This is a genomic window from uncultured Brevundimonas sp., assembly GCF_963977465.1.
In the GTDB taxonomy this organism is placed as follows: domain Bacteria; phylum Pseudomonadota; class Alphaproteobacteria; order Caulobacterales; family Caulobacteraceae; genus Brevundimonas.
On the sequence record NZ_CAXBOQ010000007.1, the window covers coordinates 65,125 to 79,216 of the forward strand.

A 14,092-nucleotide genomic window follows, 5' to 3' on the forward strand; every position below is an offset into this window, starting at 1 on the left:
TGATCAAAGTTTACACTGACACGGGCCCCTAGCGACAGCCGATGAGCACCGTTGATGTAAACCCGACCGTCGAACCCAAGCGCTGGCTGGCGGACATCGCCCGGCCGTGGCGACGCCTGAACGGTCTGGCTGCGGGCCTGGTAATCGCCGATATCCTGCCGGCAACGGGGTTTGCGCTGGGTCTGGCCATGGCCATCGGGGCGCTCCAGCAGTCGCCGACGGCCGCCCTGCCGGGTCTGGCCTTGGCGGGTGTCAGCCTCGCCCTGCGCGGACTGGTCGCACAAGCGGCGGTCCTGACGGCGGGCCAGGGGGCGGCCATGGTCAAGCGGCGTGTACGCGGCGACCTGCTGACCCAGCTGTTTGCCGGCCGTCGCCCGTCGGGCGATTCGATGACCGCCGTGGTCGACGGAGTCGAGGCGCTGGACGGCTACTATGCCCGCTTCGCTCCGGCCCGGCTGGCTGCGGCCGTATCCCCGGTGCTGATCATTGCCCTGTGTGCGGTGGCCAGTCCGGTGGCGGCCGGTATCCTGACGCTGACCCTGATCCCGTTCGCGTTCGGCATGATCCTGACCGGGACCGCGGCGGCGGCGGAGAGCCGACGGCAGTTCCTGGCGCTGGAGCGGCTGTCGGGCCTGTTTCTCGATCGGGTCCGGGCCCTGCCGACGCTGCTAAGCTTCCAGGCCGAAGCGCGCACCAGCCGCGAGATTGCCCGCGCCGCCGACGAACTGGAGACCCGCACCGGCCGGGTGCTGAAGATCGCCTTCCTGTCGTCAGGGGTTCTGGAGTTCTTCTCAGCCCTGTCGGTGGCGCTGTTGGCCGTCTACTGCGGGTTCAACCTGCTGCACCTGCTGCCGTTTCCGGTGCCCGAAAGCCTGACCCTGCCGCGTGCCTTCTTCGTCCTGGCCATGGCCCCGGAGGTCTATGCGCCGATGCGGCGGCTGGCCGCAGCCTATCACGAACGTCAGGCGGCCGAAGCCGCGGCAGCGTCGCTGGTCGAGGCCATGCCGCCGGCCCCGGCCCCGGCCCGCGCCCGCCGGGTCCCGGTCACGGCGACCGCCCCGGCCCCCGCCCTGCGTTTCCGGGGCGTGACCATCACCTATGACGACGGCGTCAGCCCGGTGCACGACTTCGATCTGGATGTGCCGGCGGGGGCGATCGTCGCCCTGGTCGGGCCCAGTGGCTCGGGCAAGAGCAGCCTGCTGCACCTGTTGCTGGGCCTGGCCCCGCTGGCAGGGGGCGAGGTCGAGGCGGACGGTGTGGCCCTGTCGCAGGCGGGCAGTTTCACCGACCGGGTCGGCTGGGCCAGTCAGGCCCCGGTCGTGGTGCCCGGCACGCTGGGCGACAATATCGCCCTGGCCGCACGCGGGGCCTCGCGTGAGAGCCTGCAGGCCGTCGCGACCCTGGCCGGGCTGGACGGCGACCTGGATCGGGTTCTCGACGAACGTGGCGGCGGTCTGTCGGGCGGCGAGCGGCGACGGCTGGGCCTGGCCCGCGCCCTGCTGAAACCCGCGCCGATCCTGTTGCTGGACGAGCCGACCGCCAATCTGGACGCGGCGTCCAAGATCGCCCTGCTGCCGGTCATTCGCGCCGCGGCGCGCGGGCGCACGACCCTGATCGCCACCCATTCGGCGGCGGTCGAGGCTATGGCTGACGTGGTGGTGCGGCTGTGACCGGTACCACCCGTTTCCGGCAGATGATCCGCGAACAGCGCCGCCAGCAGGGCGGGCGTCTGGCGCTGGCCGCCGCCGCCGGGGCAGTGGTCACCGCAGCCTCGGTACTGCTGCTGGGGCTGTCCGGCTGGTTCATCACCGGCGCGGCCCTGGCCGGGGGCGCCGGGGGCGCAGCCATCGGGGCGTTCAACTATCTGCTGCCCAGCGCCGCCATTCGCTTTCTGGCCATCGCCCGCACCGGGGCCCGCTACATCGAGCGGGTCGCCGGCCATGCGGCGGCGCTGAAGGCTCTGGCCCGGTTGCGACCGGCCCTGTTCGACGGTCTGGCCGCGGCCCCTCCGGCACGGGCCCGGTCCCTGTCCAGCGGAGAGGCATCGGCCCGGATGATCCAGGACGTCGATGCGGTCCAGACCCTGTTCGTGCGCCTGAGTACGCCGTGGGCGGCCGGCACGGGCGGGGTTGTCGCCATCGCCCTGGCGGGACTGGCGGGACCGGCCGCTGCGGCCATTGTCGCGGCCGGAACGGTGCTGGCGGTGCTGGGTGCACTGCTGATCGGACGTCGCGCCGCCGACCCAGCCGGTCGTCGCGTCCAGATCGCAACGGGGCGGTTCAAGGACCGGTTCTCGGCCCTGCAGGCCGCCGCGCCGGAGCTGAGGGCCTACGGGCTGGAGTCCTGGGCAGTGGAGCAGATCGCCGCCGAGGCCCGAACGCTGGATCGGCGCACCATCGACGCCGCTGCCGCTGCGGGATGGATGACTGCCTGGCAGAACGCCGTGACCGGGGCCACCGTGGTCGGGGTGGTGGTGCTGTCGCGGGCAACCCCCCTACCCTTGATCGTGCTGGCGGCGCTGGCCGCGGTGACGGGGATCGAGGCGGCCGGGGCCCTGGTGGCCAGCTTCCGCCAGAGCGGGGCCGCCGCGGAGGCCGTCGAGCGGCTCGGCGACCTGATGGACGACCCGGTTCCGGAAACGGGAACGGTCCCGGCGGGGGACGCCATCACCCTGAGCGGGCTGGACCTGACCCTGGCCGCCGGGGCGCGACTGGCGGTCACCGGCCCGTCCGGCGCGGGCAAGACCACGCTGATCGAGCGGCTGATGGCCCTGCGTGCGCCAGTCGTCGGCGAGCTGTCGCTGGGCGGAGTCGATCTGGCCGTAGCCGATGTCGGGGCCGTGCGGGCGCGCTTTGCCTATGCGGCCCAGGACGTGCGGCTGCTGGCCGGGACGGTGCGCGACAATCTGGGTCTGGCCCGGGTCAATGCGACCGAGGCGGACCTGTGGGCGGCGCTTGAGACGGCGGATCTGGCCGACCGTGTCCGGGCCATGCCCGCCGGTCTGGACACGCCGCTGGGCGACAATGGCGAACGGCTATCGGGCGGTGAGCGGCGGCGTCTGGGACTGGCACGCGCCTGTCTGCGGCCGGCGGCCTGGCTGGTGCTGGACGAGCCGACCGAGGGCCTGGACGCGGCGACCGAGGCCCGGGTGCTGCTGGGGCTGGACCAGTGGCTGAAGACGACGGGCCAAGGCTTGATCCTGGTCAGTCACCGCCCGGCCCCGGTGGCCCTGTGCGATCAGGTGCTGGCGGTCACAGGCTTGAGGATGGACGGTCGTCTGGTCATGGCCCGGGCCCCGGCATGCGTCGCCGCCTGAGGGTTAGCCGACGCCGTCGGCGAGATCGCGCAGGACCTCGGGCTGTTCAACACGCAACTCGGACAGGGAGATCAGGCGGATCACCCCCTGCGTCTTGAGCCGGGTCAGGACCCGGCTGACGGTCTCGATGGTCAGCCCCAGATAGTCGGCGATCTCGGCCCGGGTCATGGGCAGATGGACATGGCCCGGCGGGATGGTCCGGGTCGGGTCATGTGAGGGCAGGTCCAGCAGGAAGCTGGCGATCCGTTCCAGCGCCGTCTTTCGCCCCAGCAGCAGCATCTGGCTCTGGGCCGCCGCCAATTCGTGATTGGCCCGGTCGAACAGGGTGGTCTCCAGCGTCGGGCAGTCGCGGATCAGGGCCCGGTATTCGGTCTTGCGGAAGCGACAGGCGCCGGCCGGTTCGACTGCCTCGGCCGAAAAGACATAGGTGTCGCCGGTCGCCAGACCGAGGAAGTCGCCGGTGAACAGGAAGCCGGTAATCTGACGCCGGCCGTCGGCCAGCAGTTTGTAGACCCGCACCGAGCCCGAGGTGATGTTGAAGACGTGCCCGGCCGGATCGCCCTCACGGATCAGAACGTCGCCTGCGGCGAAGGACATATGTTCGGCCATGGCGTCGAGTCGGCCGAGATCACCATCATCGACACTGTCGCAGACACTGAGTGCACGCGCGCCGCAGGTATCACAGGCATTGCTGTTGCGGCGTTTGGAGCAGTCGGTCGGAAGGGTTTTTAGTTCGAGCATGGATCCGTCCTGGCCGTAACGCCCAATCTAGGCGTGATCCCGTGAAACGGCAACGGAACCCTTTGACCGAGATCAAGGCGGACCCGGCGCAAAACCCCCGAATAGGCGGAATGGCCGTTGTAACCGTTCGACATCTTGCCGCCAGCGACATCGACGAGGCCTTTGTCCTGGTCCGGCTGGGCTATGCCGAGTTGTCGCAGGACGACTGGCGGGTCATGGCCCGGCAGAGGATCGAGGCCGACGAGGCCACCGGCGGTATCCTGATCGCCCACGACCGGGCGGACCGTCTGCGCGGCCTGCTGCTCTATGCCATCGCCCCGAAATTCGCCGGACGGCCCAGCCTGCAGATCGACCGGCTGATCAGTTTTGACCTGCTGGATCCGGCGATCGTCGCGGATGCCCTGATTGCGGAGGTGCTGCGCGTGGCCGAGATTCAGGACTGCGACAGCTTGAGTCTGGTTCGCCCGCTGGACGCGCCCCTGCACACCACCGCGCTGGTGCTGGCCTCTGGCGCGACGGTTCTGCACCAGGTGTTCTGAACGCTGGAATTCGATCGGTGCGGGCGCTGCCCAGGCGGGCCTTTTGATCCGGAACATCGGCCTATCGGGCGCTGGGTCCGACGCCTTCGAGACTTTCCAGATAGGCGATCAGGTCGCGGATCTGCGGGGGCTCGAAGGTGAACTCGGGCATCTCCGGATGGGCCGTTACCAGACCTTCAGCCAGGGATTCCTGCAGGCTGCTGACCGGATAGCGGCGGCTCAGTTCGCGAAAGGGCGGGGCCATGGCCAGCGGACTGTCACCAGCCGGGCCGACGGCATGACAGGCGGCACATCTCGACCGAACCAGGGCTGCGCCCCGGACGACGGAGCCGCCCATCGGCGAATCCATCATGGCGACCGACGCGGCCGGACCGGCCGCCGCAGACTCCGTGATCGGTACCGGAGCGGTGGTGCAGCCGGCCAGCAGGACCAAGCCGATGAATTTCAATGGTGACATGAACAATTCCCTCACTGGGATCATTTGTCTCATGCCGGATTGTTGAGGACATTGATCCCGATCAATGCCACGCCGTCGGCGACCGGGTCTGGTGTCGGCGAACGAGAGGTCCGCCATGAGCTACAAGAGCCTGATGGTCTATGCCGACGAAGGTCTGGACAGTGACACGCGCATCACCCTGGCCTGCGACCTCGCAAAGGCCTTCGACGCGCACCTGATCGGTGTGTCGGGCAGCGCACCGGTGCCACCGCCAATGGGGGATCCCTATCTGGGCGGGGCCATGATGGGCGAGGCCCTGACCCTGTACCGTGATCTGGCCGAGCGTAATGTGACGCGCGCCGAGGCCCGCTTTCGCGAGATCAGCGACGAGCGGATCGCGGGAGCCGAATGGCGCGGCCGTATTGGTTTTCCGGCCGAGCTGATGATCGAGCAGTCGCGGGCGGCCGATCTGCTGATCCTGGGGCGGCGCGATGAACGGGCCCCGTTCTACGGCCCCGACCCGGCGGATGTGCTGATGGCCGCCGGTCGGCCGGTACTGGTGGTGCCGCCGGCCGCGCCGCGCACGCCGGTGGACTGGCCGACAGTGATCGCCTGGTCCGACAGTAGCGAGGCCCGGCGCGCTGTGGCCGCCGCCGTGCCGATGCTGCGCCAGACCGGCACCGCCCATGTGCTGGAAATTTGTGACGGCGAGGCCACTGACGCAGTCATGGCGCGTCTGAAAGACGTGGTGGCGTGGCTGGAGCGGCACGGGATCGCTGCCGACTGCGCGGTGCGCGCCCGGGGTGGAGCGACCTGTGGCGAGGCGATTCTGGAGTTCGCCGCCGAGACGTCGGCGGGCCTGATTGTCGCCGGCGGCTACGGCCACGCCCGGCTGCGCGAATGGGCGTTGGGCGGGGTGACCCGGACCCTGCTCGAACACAGTCCCGTCTGCCTTCTGCTCAGCCACTGATCCCCGAAAAGGAGCCGCCCATGTCCACCTTCCAGCACATCCGTCTCGAACTGGCCCGCGAGCCCGATCATCCCCGGGGCAATGCCAGCACGGGCTATGACCTGGTCGCCCCGCTGGATGCCGACGGCCGACTGGACCCGGCGGCGCTGAAGGCCGAGCCGGACCGCAGCCATGTGCGCCGCTTCGTCGATGACGCAACGGTGGCGACCGGCCGCCTGCGCCACACAGCCGATGATCGCTGGGTGCTGGACCTCGATCCGGGCGACGCCGACGACGTAACCGGCTTCCGTCTGGGCGAGGAGACGTTTGTGCTGGGGGAATATGTCTCGATGCTGACGGCCAACGGCACCCAGCACACCTATGCGGTCAAGCGGTTGCAACCGGTCTGACGACCGGGCGCGGCCGGCGTCAGGTCCCCAATCGGCGCTCGCCCGCTTCGGCCTCGACCTGAAGACCCATGCGCACCAGGGCGGACAGGCTGTCGGCCTCGGTCTTGACCATGATCTTGGCCCTGAACACCTCGACCGTGCGCGGACTGATCGCCAGATCCTGGGCGATCTCCTTGTTCGACTGGCCGCGGATCAGGCCGTCGAAGACCTGACTTTCGCGCCGGGTCAGGCGGTCCAGCCGCTCGAGGGTCGCGGCGCGAGACTGCCGTTCGGCGTCGACGTCGAGGAGGCGGCGCAGGCAGGCCTTGACGGTGGCGACCAGCTGGACCGGATCGACCGGCTTCTCGATGAAATCGACCACCCCGGCCTTCATCAGCCGCACGGCGACCGGGACGTCGGCATGGCCGGTGACGACAACAACCGGCCAGGCCGCGCCGCGTAACGCCATCACCCGGCGGATCAGTTCGCTGCCATCGATTCCGGGCATGCGCAGGTCGGTGACGACACAGGCCATGGCATCATCGGGCAGGCGGTCGAAGAAGTCGGCACCGTTGGCGAAGCCTCGCACCTGCAGGCTCTCACCGCGAAACAGGACGGTCAGCGAGTCGCGGACGGCGTCGTCGTCGTCAATGACAAAGACAGATGGCATCATGCCTGCGCTCCGCTTTCGGCGACCCGCGCCAGGCTGAAATAGACGTCGGCTCCGCCTGATGGGGAGGGGCGAACTGCCAGATCGCTGCGATGGTTCCTGAGAATAGTCCGGGTCGCCGGCAGACCGAACCCGTGACCGTCGAGGGCCTTGCTCATCGCGGGATGCAGCGTCAGATTCCACGCTTCCGGTGTGATCCCGGGGCCCGTGTCCTCAACAGCGATCTCATATTGGTCAATGAAAATGGATCGTCCCCTGATGATTACCGTCCGCTCACTCCGTCCAGCGACAGATGTGATGGCGTTGCGGACCAAGTTTAGCATCGCCTGCTGAATCTGGATACCGTCGGCCAGCACCCGGTCATCGCGCGCGTCGACCCGGATGATAACGGACACGCCGGCCGCAGCCCCCAAGGTGTTGATGATCGGCCTGAGGGCTCCGATCAATTGCGATACCCGCTCGGGCCGATGTGCGCCCGCCTTCGGGATCAGCCGCCCCCGCAACTCGCCGATAACCTGCCCAGCCCGCAGCAATTGGGCCCGGGCGAGCTCGAATGTCGGAACGGTTGCGCCTGAGCGCTTGAGTTCCGTCTGACCAGCCTGGAGATAGGCCGTGGCCGCCGTCAGGGGCTGGGTCAGTTCGTGGGCAAAAATCGCGGTCATTTCCCCCGTGGCATTGGCGCGCCAGCGCCGATCCAGTCGCTCTGCAAGCCGGGCGGCCGGTGCGCCCCGCGTTTCCTCGGCAATCCCGCCGAGCAGCAGGGCGGTAGCGGCAAGAAGCAGGGCGGTGACCATGCCCTCGACCCCGCCGGTGACGGGCAGGATCAGCCAGGCGGCCAGGATCGACAGCCCCATGCCGGCCAGTACGCGGCCGCGCCCCGGCAAGGCAGCGGGGACCAGGGCCAGCACGATCAGCGGCAGCAACCAGACCCGGTCGCCGGCTCCGGGAACCAGCCTGAGGGACAGGGCCAGAGCCAGCGCCGAGAGCGCCAGGAAAAGCCCGAGTCCTCGTCGATTCCACTGGTCCCGACCGGACAGGTTGGCAAACATCGTCATCGGAGGAGTTTTCGGCAGTCCGGTCGGCAGCACAAGGGGCAAACCACCGGATCGCCCGGTACCGGAGGGGCCGACGCGGGTGATTAAATTACCGCAATGCTGCATCCAAACGACACGCGACCGGCCTCACCCCCGGACAAGGGGGATCCCAAATGATGCGTCGATCGTCGACATTCAGCCTGATGCTTGCGGCCATCCTGATGACCGGCTGCGCGGCCGTGCCGGAACCGGCCCGGCCCGCCCCGGAGATTGCAGCGTCGCAACCGCTCAAACGCGAACTGGACGCCCGGGCCCCCGAATGGCTTCGTCTTTATGACGTTCCGAGCGTGTCGGTCGCCTATATCGTGGACGGGCGACTCGCCTGGAGCGTGGCCTATGGCGAACGGGCCCCGGGCCAGCCGGCAACCCCGGACACCCTGTACAATATTGCCTCGATGACCAAGCCGATCGTCGCTGAAACGGTCCTTCGGCTGACCGCTGCCGGACGCCTGTCCCTCGATGAACCCATGGCCGCCTACTGGACCGACCCCGACATCGCCGACGACCCGCGACGACTCCAGCTGACCGCGGCGATGGCGCTGCGCCACCAGTCCGGCTTTCCGAACTGGCGCTATGAGACCGAAGACCACCTGGTGTTCCAGGCCGATCCCGGCACACGCACCTCCTATTCGGGTGAGGGCTACGACTATGTCGCCCGCTTCGCCGAGCGCCGCACCGGCCAGGACTGGGAAAGCCTGGCCAATGACATGGTGTTCGGCCCCGCCGGAATGGTCGACACGCGTTTCACGGGCGGCGGTGCCGTCAGCGATCGGGCCTCCAGCTCAAAAGGTCCCGACGGCAGCTGGCGTGCGCCCGACGTCGACCCAGAATGGTCCGCCGCGGACAACGTCCGCTCGACCGCGGCCGACTATGCCCGGTTTCTGATCAGCGTCATGGATCGGCAGGGCATCACGCCTGCGCTGGCCATCCGGCGCGTGACGGTGGACGATGACCAGACCGGTCAGGCCTGTGGACCCGAGCGCCTGGCACCGGAGGCCTGCCCCGACGCCCTGGGGTTCGGTCTGGGTTGGGTCGTGACCCGCTATCCCGACGAGACCATCATCCAGCACGGCGGCGGCGACTGGGGTGAACGCACCCTGGGGTTCTATGTGCCGGAAACGCACACGGGCATCGTCGTCTTCACCAATGGTGCCAACGGGATGAAGGTCATCCGGGACGTCGTCGCCCTGCTGCACCCCAATGCGAAATTCGTGGCCTTTCTCGACATGCAGGCCCGCTGAAACGCCGCACGGCGACTTTCGGGGACAAAAACCAGCGAGCCGCGTCGCCCTTCCTCCGACCTGTACACCGGTGCCGGGCCGCGACCCGGCGCGTGGTCGAGATGTGTGCGACGTAGAGGGCCCGCCGGGTCGCCCCTCACTTCAGCGGCAGGTTAGAGGAGTCAGCCGGCCGTTCGCGTCGGCGCGGGCTCCGCACAGAATCAGCCGGGCCGAGGTATCATGTTCCAGTTCCGTCGCATGGGCTTTTCGAGGATCTGCGACCAGGCCCAGATAGACCGGGGCATTGCGGTTCCAGACCTCAATAAACCGGACTGACGGCCTCAGGTCCGCAAAGCCCGCTCCGGCCCTGAAGCCAAGCAGGTCCTCCGGGTCATGAAAGGCAACCACGTCCAGGGAGTCGGTCACCGGGGGTGGGCCTGAGGCGTCGCTGGTGACTCCCGCAGCGCCTCTTACATCGGCCATATAGGCCAGGAAGCCGCGGGGCCTGGGCGGCGGTCCGAAAGACGGCAGGCCTGCACCGCCGTCGGCGTTGGGTCCCGTCGTCGGTGCCTCGGTTACCTGCACGCCGCCCAGACCGAGTAGTGGCAACTGGTTGGCCAACATATAGAAATAGCGGGTCCGACGGGCCAAGGCAGGGAGTACCGGATCGGAGGCTGCGGCATGATCCGCCAAGGTGTCGAAGAGCATGCGGCTGCCCAGACTCATGGTCACGAAGCCGAATTCGGCCTGGCCGAACCGTTGGGCATCGTCCGTCGTCAGGGTCGTGAGATCGCAAGCGACTGCGCCATTCTGCGTCCGGGCGGGGCGACCCGCCGCTTCCCGCAGCATGGCGCACAGCCCGACCGCCAGACCTTCGCGCACCAGTCTGTTGGCTGGCCCCAGGTAGGCAGCGGCGTCGCTGAAGCCCATGACTATGGTATTCTCCTTGATGCCTCTGATGAGCAGGGAGCGGTCCTGTCCCTCCGCAATATCCGCAGCCATGAACGGTGCCTGGATCAGATCGAGATCCGCATGCCAGTAGTAGGAGTAGACGACGACGCGCTGACGGCCCTTGGAAAAGGCGTCGGTGCGGAACTCTCCGAAACTTTCGTAGCGGCAGGGAGGGGCCGTCACCCCCCTGCATTGCGTCGCCTCGCTCTCGACGATCAGCGGCGTCGACAGCTTCGCGCGAACCCAGTCCTGTCCCCCGGTGCGGTTGTAGCCCTGGTCGACCATTCTCTCGAACAGGTGTTTGGAGTAGTCGCGGGAGGTGTTGCCCATGCCGTGGACCATGTAGATGTAGCGGGTCGACCCCTCGGTCCTCGGGCCGCTGTCGGCCTCCAGCAGGCCATCGAACGCAACCGAACCGGCCGGCACAACGGAGGGATCGATCCGGGCACCGCCGGGCAGGGCCGTGCAGGCGGCGGCCAATAAAACCGTCCCCGCGAATGCCGCCCTGGTGAGTTGCGTGAACATTACGATTCCCTTCAACGATAGGCGGCGACGCGCGCAGCATTGGCGTTCATCACCCGCAGGTCATGGTTTTGATTGGCCACACCGGTCGCCACCCCCTGGTAGCGGACGTTCGGATTGGCCCAGTGGTTGATCCGACCACAATTGCAGAGTCCATCCTCCACCATAATGGTCCGCCAATCCTCGCCGTTCAGGTAGCCTCGCGCATAGGCGGGCGTTGTCGTGGTCGTATTGTCCCGGATATGCCGACCCCCAAGGAGATGACCGATCTCGTGGGGAATGGTGTGAGTTGCGATAGTGCAGAAGTAGGACACTACCGCGAAGGCCTGGCCCTCGTCGGCGTTAATGGCGACGGCCTCTCCGCAGTGGTCCGCTATCGAACTCCGGACGAGAATGACCACGTCGGACCTGGTCTGATCTCTCCATGCATGAACGTCATCCCAACGGCGGTCGCTCCGGTTTGCCAGCGCCAGTGCGTCGGTCTGGAAGTTGCCGCTCTCGCTTCCGGAAATCGCCCGGCTGCCGACAAGCTCGAGCCGGAACGTAGCGCCGCTGCGCTCAAGACCGTAATTCGTCTGGTCGATGGTGCTCTGGATCACGTCGCTGATGTGGCGGCCCCATTTGCGGGCCTCGGTCTCGGCGGCCGCCGTCCAGACAATACCTACCGAGATGATGGGAGGTTGGTCGGGCAGGGCCGCTCCCAACTCAACGAAAGGCGCGCCTTCCCCCGGGACAATGCCCCCGGAACTGCCGGCGGCGTGATCCCGAGGCAGATTCGCCACCTTGAAGTGAGCTACCGTCTGTACGCCACGCTCGCCCAGCGGGGAGAAGAGAAAGAGATCTTCACCGACTACAACAGACCCTTCAATCCCCTCATTCAACGTGAGGAAGGCGTCGCCGGTCTGCCCCGGAGCGATGAGGGGGTCAGGGGACGTGACGTCCCCGCGCCAACGCATCGCGCCACTTGCAGTGTCGACCGCCGCGCCCTTGGCGAGGAACCGGGGTCTTCCTGGCAGATCAAGCAAGAAGGCACCCTCCGCCGCCATCCCGTCGATCCGGCCGAAGCCCTGTCTGAGAACGCTGGCTGACAGGCCGTCGCGCCGCGTGCGCTGGACGCGGACCTCCTCGACGCCGGGCCACGTTTTAATGGTCTCGAGCTGCGCGTGCTCTATTGGGTTCAGGAAGGTCTCGGCGACGTCTATGAACAGCGTACGATAGTCGTCGCCGGCGTAGTCGACGGCGTCAACGGTCCCAGACGCCTGGAGCGCAGTGAAGGCCTCCTGCACACGATCATCCGGCAGCGTCCAAATCTGCGGTCCGACCGAGGTCTGGTCCACCGAAAGGACGCCCAATTCATTCTGTAGCTGCCTGGACGCAGCATCATCGACACCGGCATCGGCACCGGAAACGACCAACCGGGTTTCGGCGGTTGGCGACAGCTGCGCATCCTGCGTCGCCGGGATCATGAACAGAGCCACGCTGAGCCAGGCTAGAAACATGGCCTCCTCCGGGATCGAACGTTGGTATACCGCCACAGGTTGCGGCGGGAGTCCATAGATGCACTTTGGACCAGAACGGATCCAGCGGTTCTGCCATCTATCTGATGCCGGCTGAAATCAGCACTTCGGCGACCATAACGACCCGAATGTTCTCGCCCTTGATTCAGGAGGCGGTCGAGACGGAGCGCGACAAAATGACGAGAAGAAAAATGGCGCACCCGACAGGATTCGAACCTGTGACCCCTGCCTTCGGAGGGCAGTACTCTATCCAGCTGAGCTACGGGTGCATCCGGCCGCACGGCGGCGGAGGGCGGTGCTTAGCGCAGGACGGGGACGGCCTCAATCCCCCTTGCGCGGACCCGGTCGCGTCCGGAGCGATTTCGCTCTAGCGTGGGCCTGTCCTGTTGCGGAGTTCTGCCGATGCGTGTCCTGGCCCTGTCATTCCTGATGCTGCTGGGCGCCTGCGCCACTGCGCCGGTTCCGGCTCCGGCCGACAATCTCGACCGGATCGCCGCCGACTATGTGGCCCTGATCCTCGAGATCGGCGAGCGCGAGCCCGGCTATGTCGACGCCTATTACGGCCCGCCGGAATGGCAGGCGGCAGCCAAGGCCAACCCTCGCGAGATCCCGGCCCTCGCCGACGGAGCCGCGACGCTGACGGCCCGGTTGAACGCCGTCCCCATGGCTGGCGCTGATGCGGCGACGGTGCAGCGCCGCAAATATCTGCTGGCCCATGTGTCGGCGGCCGCGGCGCGGCTGCGTATGCTGTCCGGCGAGACCATGAGCTTCGCCGACGAGGCCGAGGCTCTGTTCGGCATTCGTCCGGAACTGAAACCCCTGTCGACCTATGATCCGGTGCTGGCCGAGATCGACGCCCTGGTGCCCGGCCCGGGCGCGCTGACCGACCGGGTCACGGCGTTCAAGGCGGATTTCGTCATTCCGAAAAACCGGCTGGAACCGGTGATCAGCGCCGCCATCGCCGAATGCCGGACCCGCACCGCCGCCCATATCGCCCTGCCGGCCAATGAGCGTTTCACCCTCAGCTTCGTCGGCGACAAGCCGTGGTCAGGCTACAATTATTATCTCGGCGACGCCGCCAGCCGCATCGAGATCAATGCCGACTTCCCGATCCATACCGAGCGGGCCATCGATCTGGGCTGCCACGAGGGCTATCCGGGCCACCACGTCTACAACGCCCTGCTGGAGCGGACCTTTGTAACCCGGCGCGGCTGGGTCGAGATGAGCGTCTATCCGCTGTTCAGCCCCATGTCGTTCGTGGCCGAAGGCAGCGCCAACTACGGCATCGACCTGGCCTTTCCCGGCGACGAGAGCATGCGGTACGAGGCGGAAGTGCTGGCCCCGCTGGCCGGCATTACGGACGCCGATTTCCCGCAGAAGGCCCGGCTGGGGACCCTGATGCGACGGCTGGCGCGGGCGGAATATACCATCGCCGACGACTTCCTGTCCGGCCGGGTCGACCGAGATGCGACCATCGCCCGGCTGGCCAAATATTCGCTGACGACCCCGGACAAGGCGGCCCAGCGGCTGCGCTTCATCGAGACCTATCGCAGCTACATCATCAACTACGGCCTCGGCCGCGACACGGTCCAGGCCTGGGTCGAACGTCAGGGGCCGGATCACTGGGCGGCGATGGAGACCCTGCTTAGCAGCCAGATCCTGCCGGTGGATTTGGTCGACTGACGAGTCTCCTCCCTGTTTGCGAAGCGAATGGGGAGGTGGCGCGGCGCGACTACGCGCCGTGACGG

Annotated in this window: 13 protein-coding genes and 1 tRNA gene; 7 read left to right on the forward strand and 7 right to left on the reverse strand. The window is 67.6% G+C overall.

Annotation, left to right across the window (positions count from 1 at the left end; genetic code table 11):
- The first annotated feature begins 41 nt into the window (after positions 1 to 41).
- Both cydD and AAC067_RS14440 read left to right on the forward strand, forming a co-directional pair.
- The gene (gene cydD / locus AAC067_RS14435) at positions 42 to 1,670 is read left to right on the forward strand and encodes a thiol reductant ABC exporter subunit CydD (protein WP_339933550.1); all 1,629 of its coding nucleotides are present in this window, start codon (positions 42 to 44) and stop codon (positions 1,668 to 1,670) included.
- Positions 1,667 to 3,316, forward strand: a complete 1,650-nt coding sequence (locus AAC067_RS14440) for an ATP-binding cassette domain-containing protein (protein WP_339933551.1) — start codon at positions 1,667 to 1,669, stop codon at positions 3,314 to 3,316. The genes cydD and AAC067_RS14440 overlap by 4 nt, the downstream gene beginning before the upstream one ends.
- A 3-nt stretch (positions 3,317 to 3,319) precedes the next feature.
- Here AAC067_RS14440 and AAC067_RS14445 read toward each other — a convergent pair whose 3' ends face one another.
- On the reverse strand, positions 3,320 to 4,057 hold the full coding sequence (locus tag AAC067_RS14445; protein ID WP_339933552.1) for a helix-turn-helix domain-containing protein: 738 nt from the start codon (positions 4,055 to 4,057) through the stop codon (positions 3,320 to 3,322).
- A 110-nt stretch (positions 4,058 to 4,167) separates the two neighbouring features.
- On the opposite strand from AAC067_RS14445, the gene AAC067_RS14450 reads away from it, so the two are divergent.
- Positions 4,168 to 4,596 (forward strand): hypothetical protein, encoded by a 429-nt coding sequence (locus AAC067_RS14450; RefSeq protein WP_339933553.1) that lies wholly within the window; start codon positions 4,168 to 4,170, stop codon positions 4,594 to 4,596.
- A gap of 61 nt (positions 4,597 to 4,657) precedes the next feature.
- Here the strand turns inward: AAC067_RS14450 and AAC067_RS14455 are convergent, their stop codons facing one another.
- Positions 4,658 to 5,053 carry a cytochrome c gene (locus AAC067_RS14455; RefSeq protein WP_339933554.1) on the reverse strand — a complete coding sequence of 132 codons (396 nt, stop codon included), beginning with the start codon at positions 5,051 to 5,053 and terminating at the stop codon, positions 4,658 to 4,660.
- A gap of 115 nt (positions 5,054 to 5,168) precedes the next feature.
- Here AAC067_RS14455 and AAC067_RS14460 point away from each other — a divergent pair, with 115 nt between their 5' ends.
- The gene (locus AAC067_RS14460; protein WP_339933555.1) at positions 5,169 to 6,002 is read left to right on the forward strand and encodes a universal stress protein; all 834 of its coding nucleotides are present in this window, start codon (positions 5,169 to 5,171) and stop codon (positions 6,000 to 6,002) included.
- A 20-nt stretch (positions 6,003 to 6,022) separates the two neighbouring features.
- A complete protein-coding gene (locus AAC067_RS14465; protein ID WP_339933556.1) occupies positions 6,023 to 6,391 on the forward strand; it encodes a hypothetical protein in 369 nt (122 codons plus the stop codon).
- 19 nt (positions 6,392 to 6,410) lie between these two features.
- Here the strand turns inward: AAC067_RS14465 and AAC067_RS14470 are convergent, their stop codons facing one another.
- Positions 6,411 to 7,043: a response regulator gene (locus tag AAC067_RS14470; protein ID WP_339933557.1), complete on the reverse strand. Its 633-nt coding sequence runs from the start codon at positions 7,041 to 7,043 to the stop codon at positions 6,411 to 6,413.
- A complete protein-coding gene (locus AAC067_RS14475) occupies positions 7,040 to 8,095 on the reverse strand; it encodes an ATP-binding protein (protein ID WP_339933558.1) in 1,056 nt (351 codons plus the stop codon). Before AAC067_RS14475 ends, AAC067_RS14470 begins: the two co-directional genes overlap by 4 nt.
- Positions 8,096 to 8,247: 152 nt before the next feature.
- Here AAC067_RS14475 and AAC067_RS14480 point away from each other — a divergent pair, with 152 nt between their 5' ends.
- On the forward strand, positions 8,248 to 9,375 hold the full coding sequence (locus AAC067_RS14480; RefSeq protein ID WP_339933559.1) for a serine hydrolase domain-containing protein: 1,128 nt from the start codon (positions 8,248 to 8,250) through the stop codon (positions 9,373 to 9,375).
- Positions 9,376 to 9,516: 141 nt separating this feature from the next.
- Here the strand turns inward: AAC067_RS14480 and AAC067_RS14485 are convergent, their stop codons facing one another.
- The 3 genes from AAC067_RS14485 to AAC067_RS14495 form a co-directional block, all read right to left on the reverse strand.
- Complete coding sequence (locus tag AAC067_RS14485; protein ID WP_339933560.1) at positions 9,517 to 10,830, reverse strand: hypothetical protein; 1,314 nt, start codon at positions 10,828 to 10,830, stop codon at positions 9,517 to 9,519.
- 11 nt (positions 10,831 to 10,841) lie between these two features.
- Positions 10,842 to 12,326 carry a M12 family metallo-peptidase gene (locus AAC067_RS14490; protein WP_339933561.1) on the reverse strand — a complete coding sequence of 495 codons (1,485 nt, stop codon included), beginning with the start codon at positions 12,324 to 12,326 and terminating at the stop codon, positions 10,842 to 10,844.
- A 210-nt stretch (positions 12,327 to 12,536) separates the two neighbouring features.
- Positions 12,537 to 12,613 (reverse strand) — tRNA-Arg (locus tag AAC067_RS14495).
- Between the two features lie 133 nt (positions 12,614 to 12,746).
- Here AAC067_RS14495 and AAC067_RS14500 point away from each other — a divergent pair.
- The gene (locus tag AAC067_RS14500; protein WP_339933562.1) at positions 12,747 to 14,027 is read left to right on the forward strand and encodes a hypothetical protein; all 1,281 of its coding nucleotides are present in this window, start codon (positions 12,747 to 12,749) and stop codon (positions 14,025 to 14,027) included.
- The last annotated feature ends 65 nt before the right edge of the window (positions 14,028 to 14,092 follow it).

Coding starts and splice junctions, on each gene's coding strand:
- AAC067_RS14460 (WP_339933555.1), top strand. CDS start 5,169: ATGAGCTACAAGAGCCTGATGGTCTATGCCGACGAAGGTCTGGACAGT.
- AAC067_RS14455 (WP_339933554.1), bottom strand. CDS start 5,053: ATGTCACCATTGAAATTCATCGGCTTGGTCCTGCTGGCCGGCTGCACC.
- AAC067_RS14450 (WP_339933553.1), top strand. CDS start 4,168: ATGGCCGTTGTAACCGTTCGACATCTTGCCGCCAGCGACATCGACGAG.
- AAC067_RS14445 (WP_339933552.1), bottom strand. CDS start 4,057: ATGCTCGAACTAAAAACCCTTCCGACCGACTGCTCCAAACGCCGCAAC.
- AAC067_RS14500 (WP_339933562.1), top strand. CDS start 12,747: ATGCGTGTCCTGGCCCTGTCATTCCTGATGCTGCTGGGCGCCTGCGCC.
- AAC067_RS14485 (WP_339933560.1), bottom strand. CDS start 10,830: ATGTTCACGCAACTCACCAGGGCGGCATTCGCGGGGACGGTTTTATTG.
- AAC067_RS14470 (WP_339933557.1), bottom strand. CDS start 7,043: ATGATGCCATCTGTCTTTGTCATTGACGACGACGACGCCGTCCGCGAC.
- AAC067_RS14465 (WP_339933556.1), top strand. CDS start 6,023: ATGTCCACCTTCCAGCACATCCGTCTCGAACTGGCCCGCGAGCCCGAT.
- AAC067_RS14475 (WP_339933558.1), bottom strand. CDS start 8,095: ATGACGATGTTTGCCAACCTGTCCGGTCGGGACCAGTGGAATCGACGA.
- cydD (WP_339933550.1), top strand. CDS start 42: ATGAGCACCGTTGATGTAAACCCGACCGTCGAACCCAAGCGCTGGCTG.
- AAC067_RS14480 (WP_339933559.1), top strand. CDS start 8,248: ATGATGCGTCGATCGTCGACATTCAGCCTGATGCTTGCGGCCATCCTG.
- AAC067_RS14490 (WP_339933561.1), bottom strand. CDS start 12,326: ATGTTTCTAGCCTGGCTCAGCGTGGCTCTGTTCATGATCCCGGCGACG.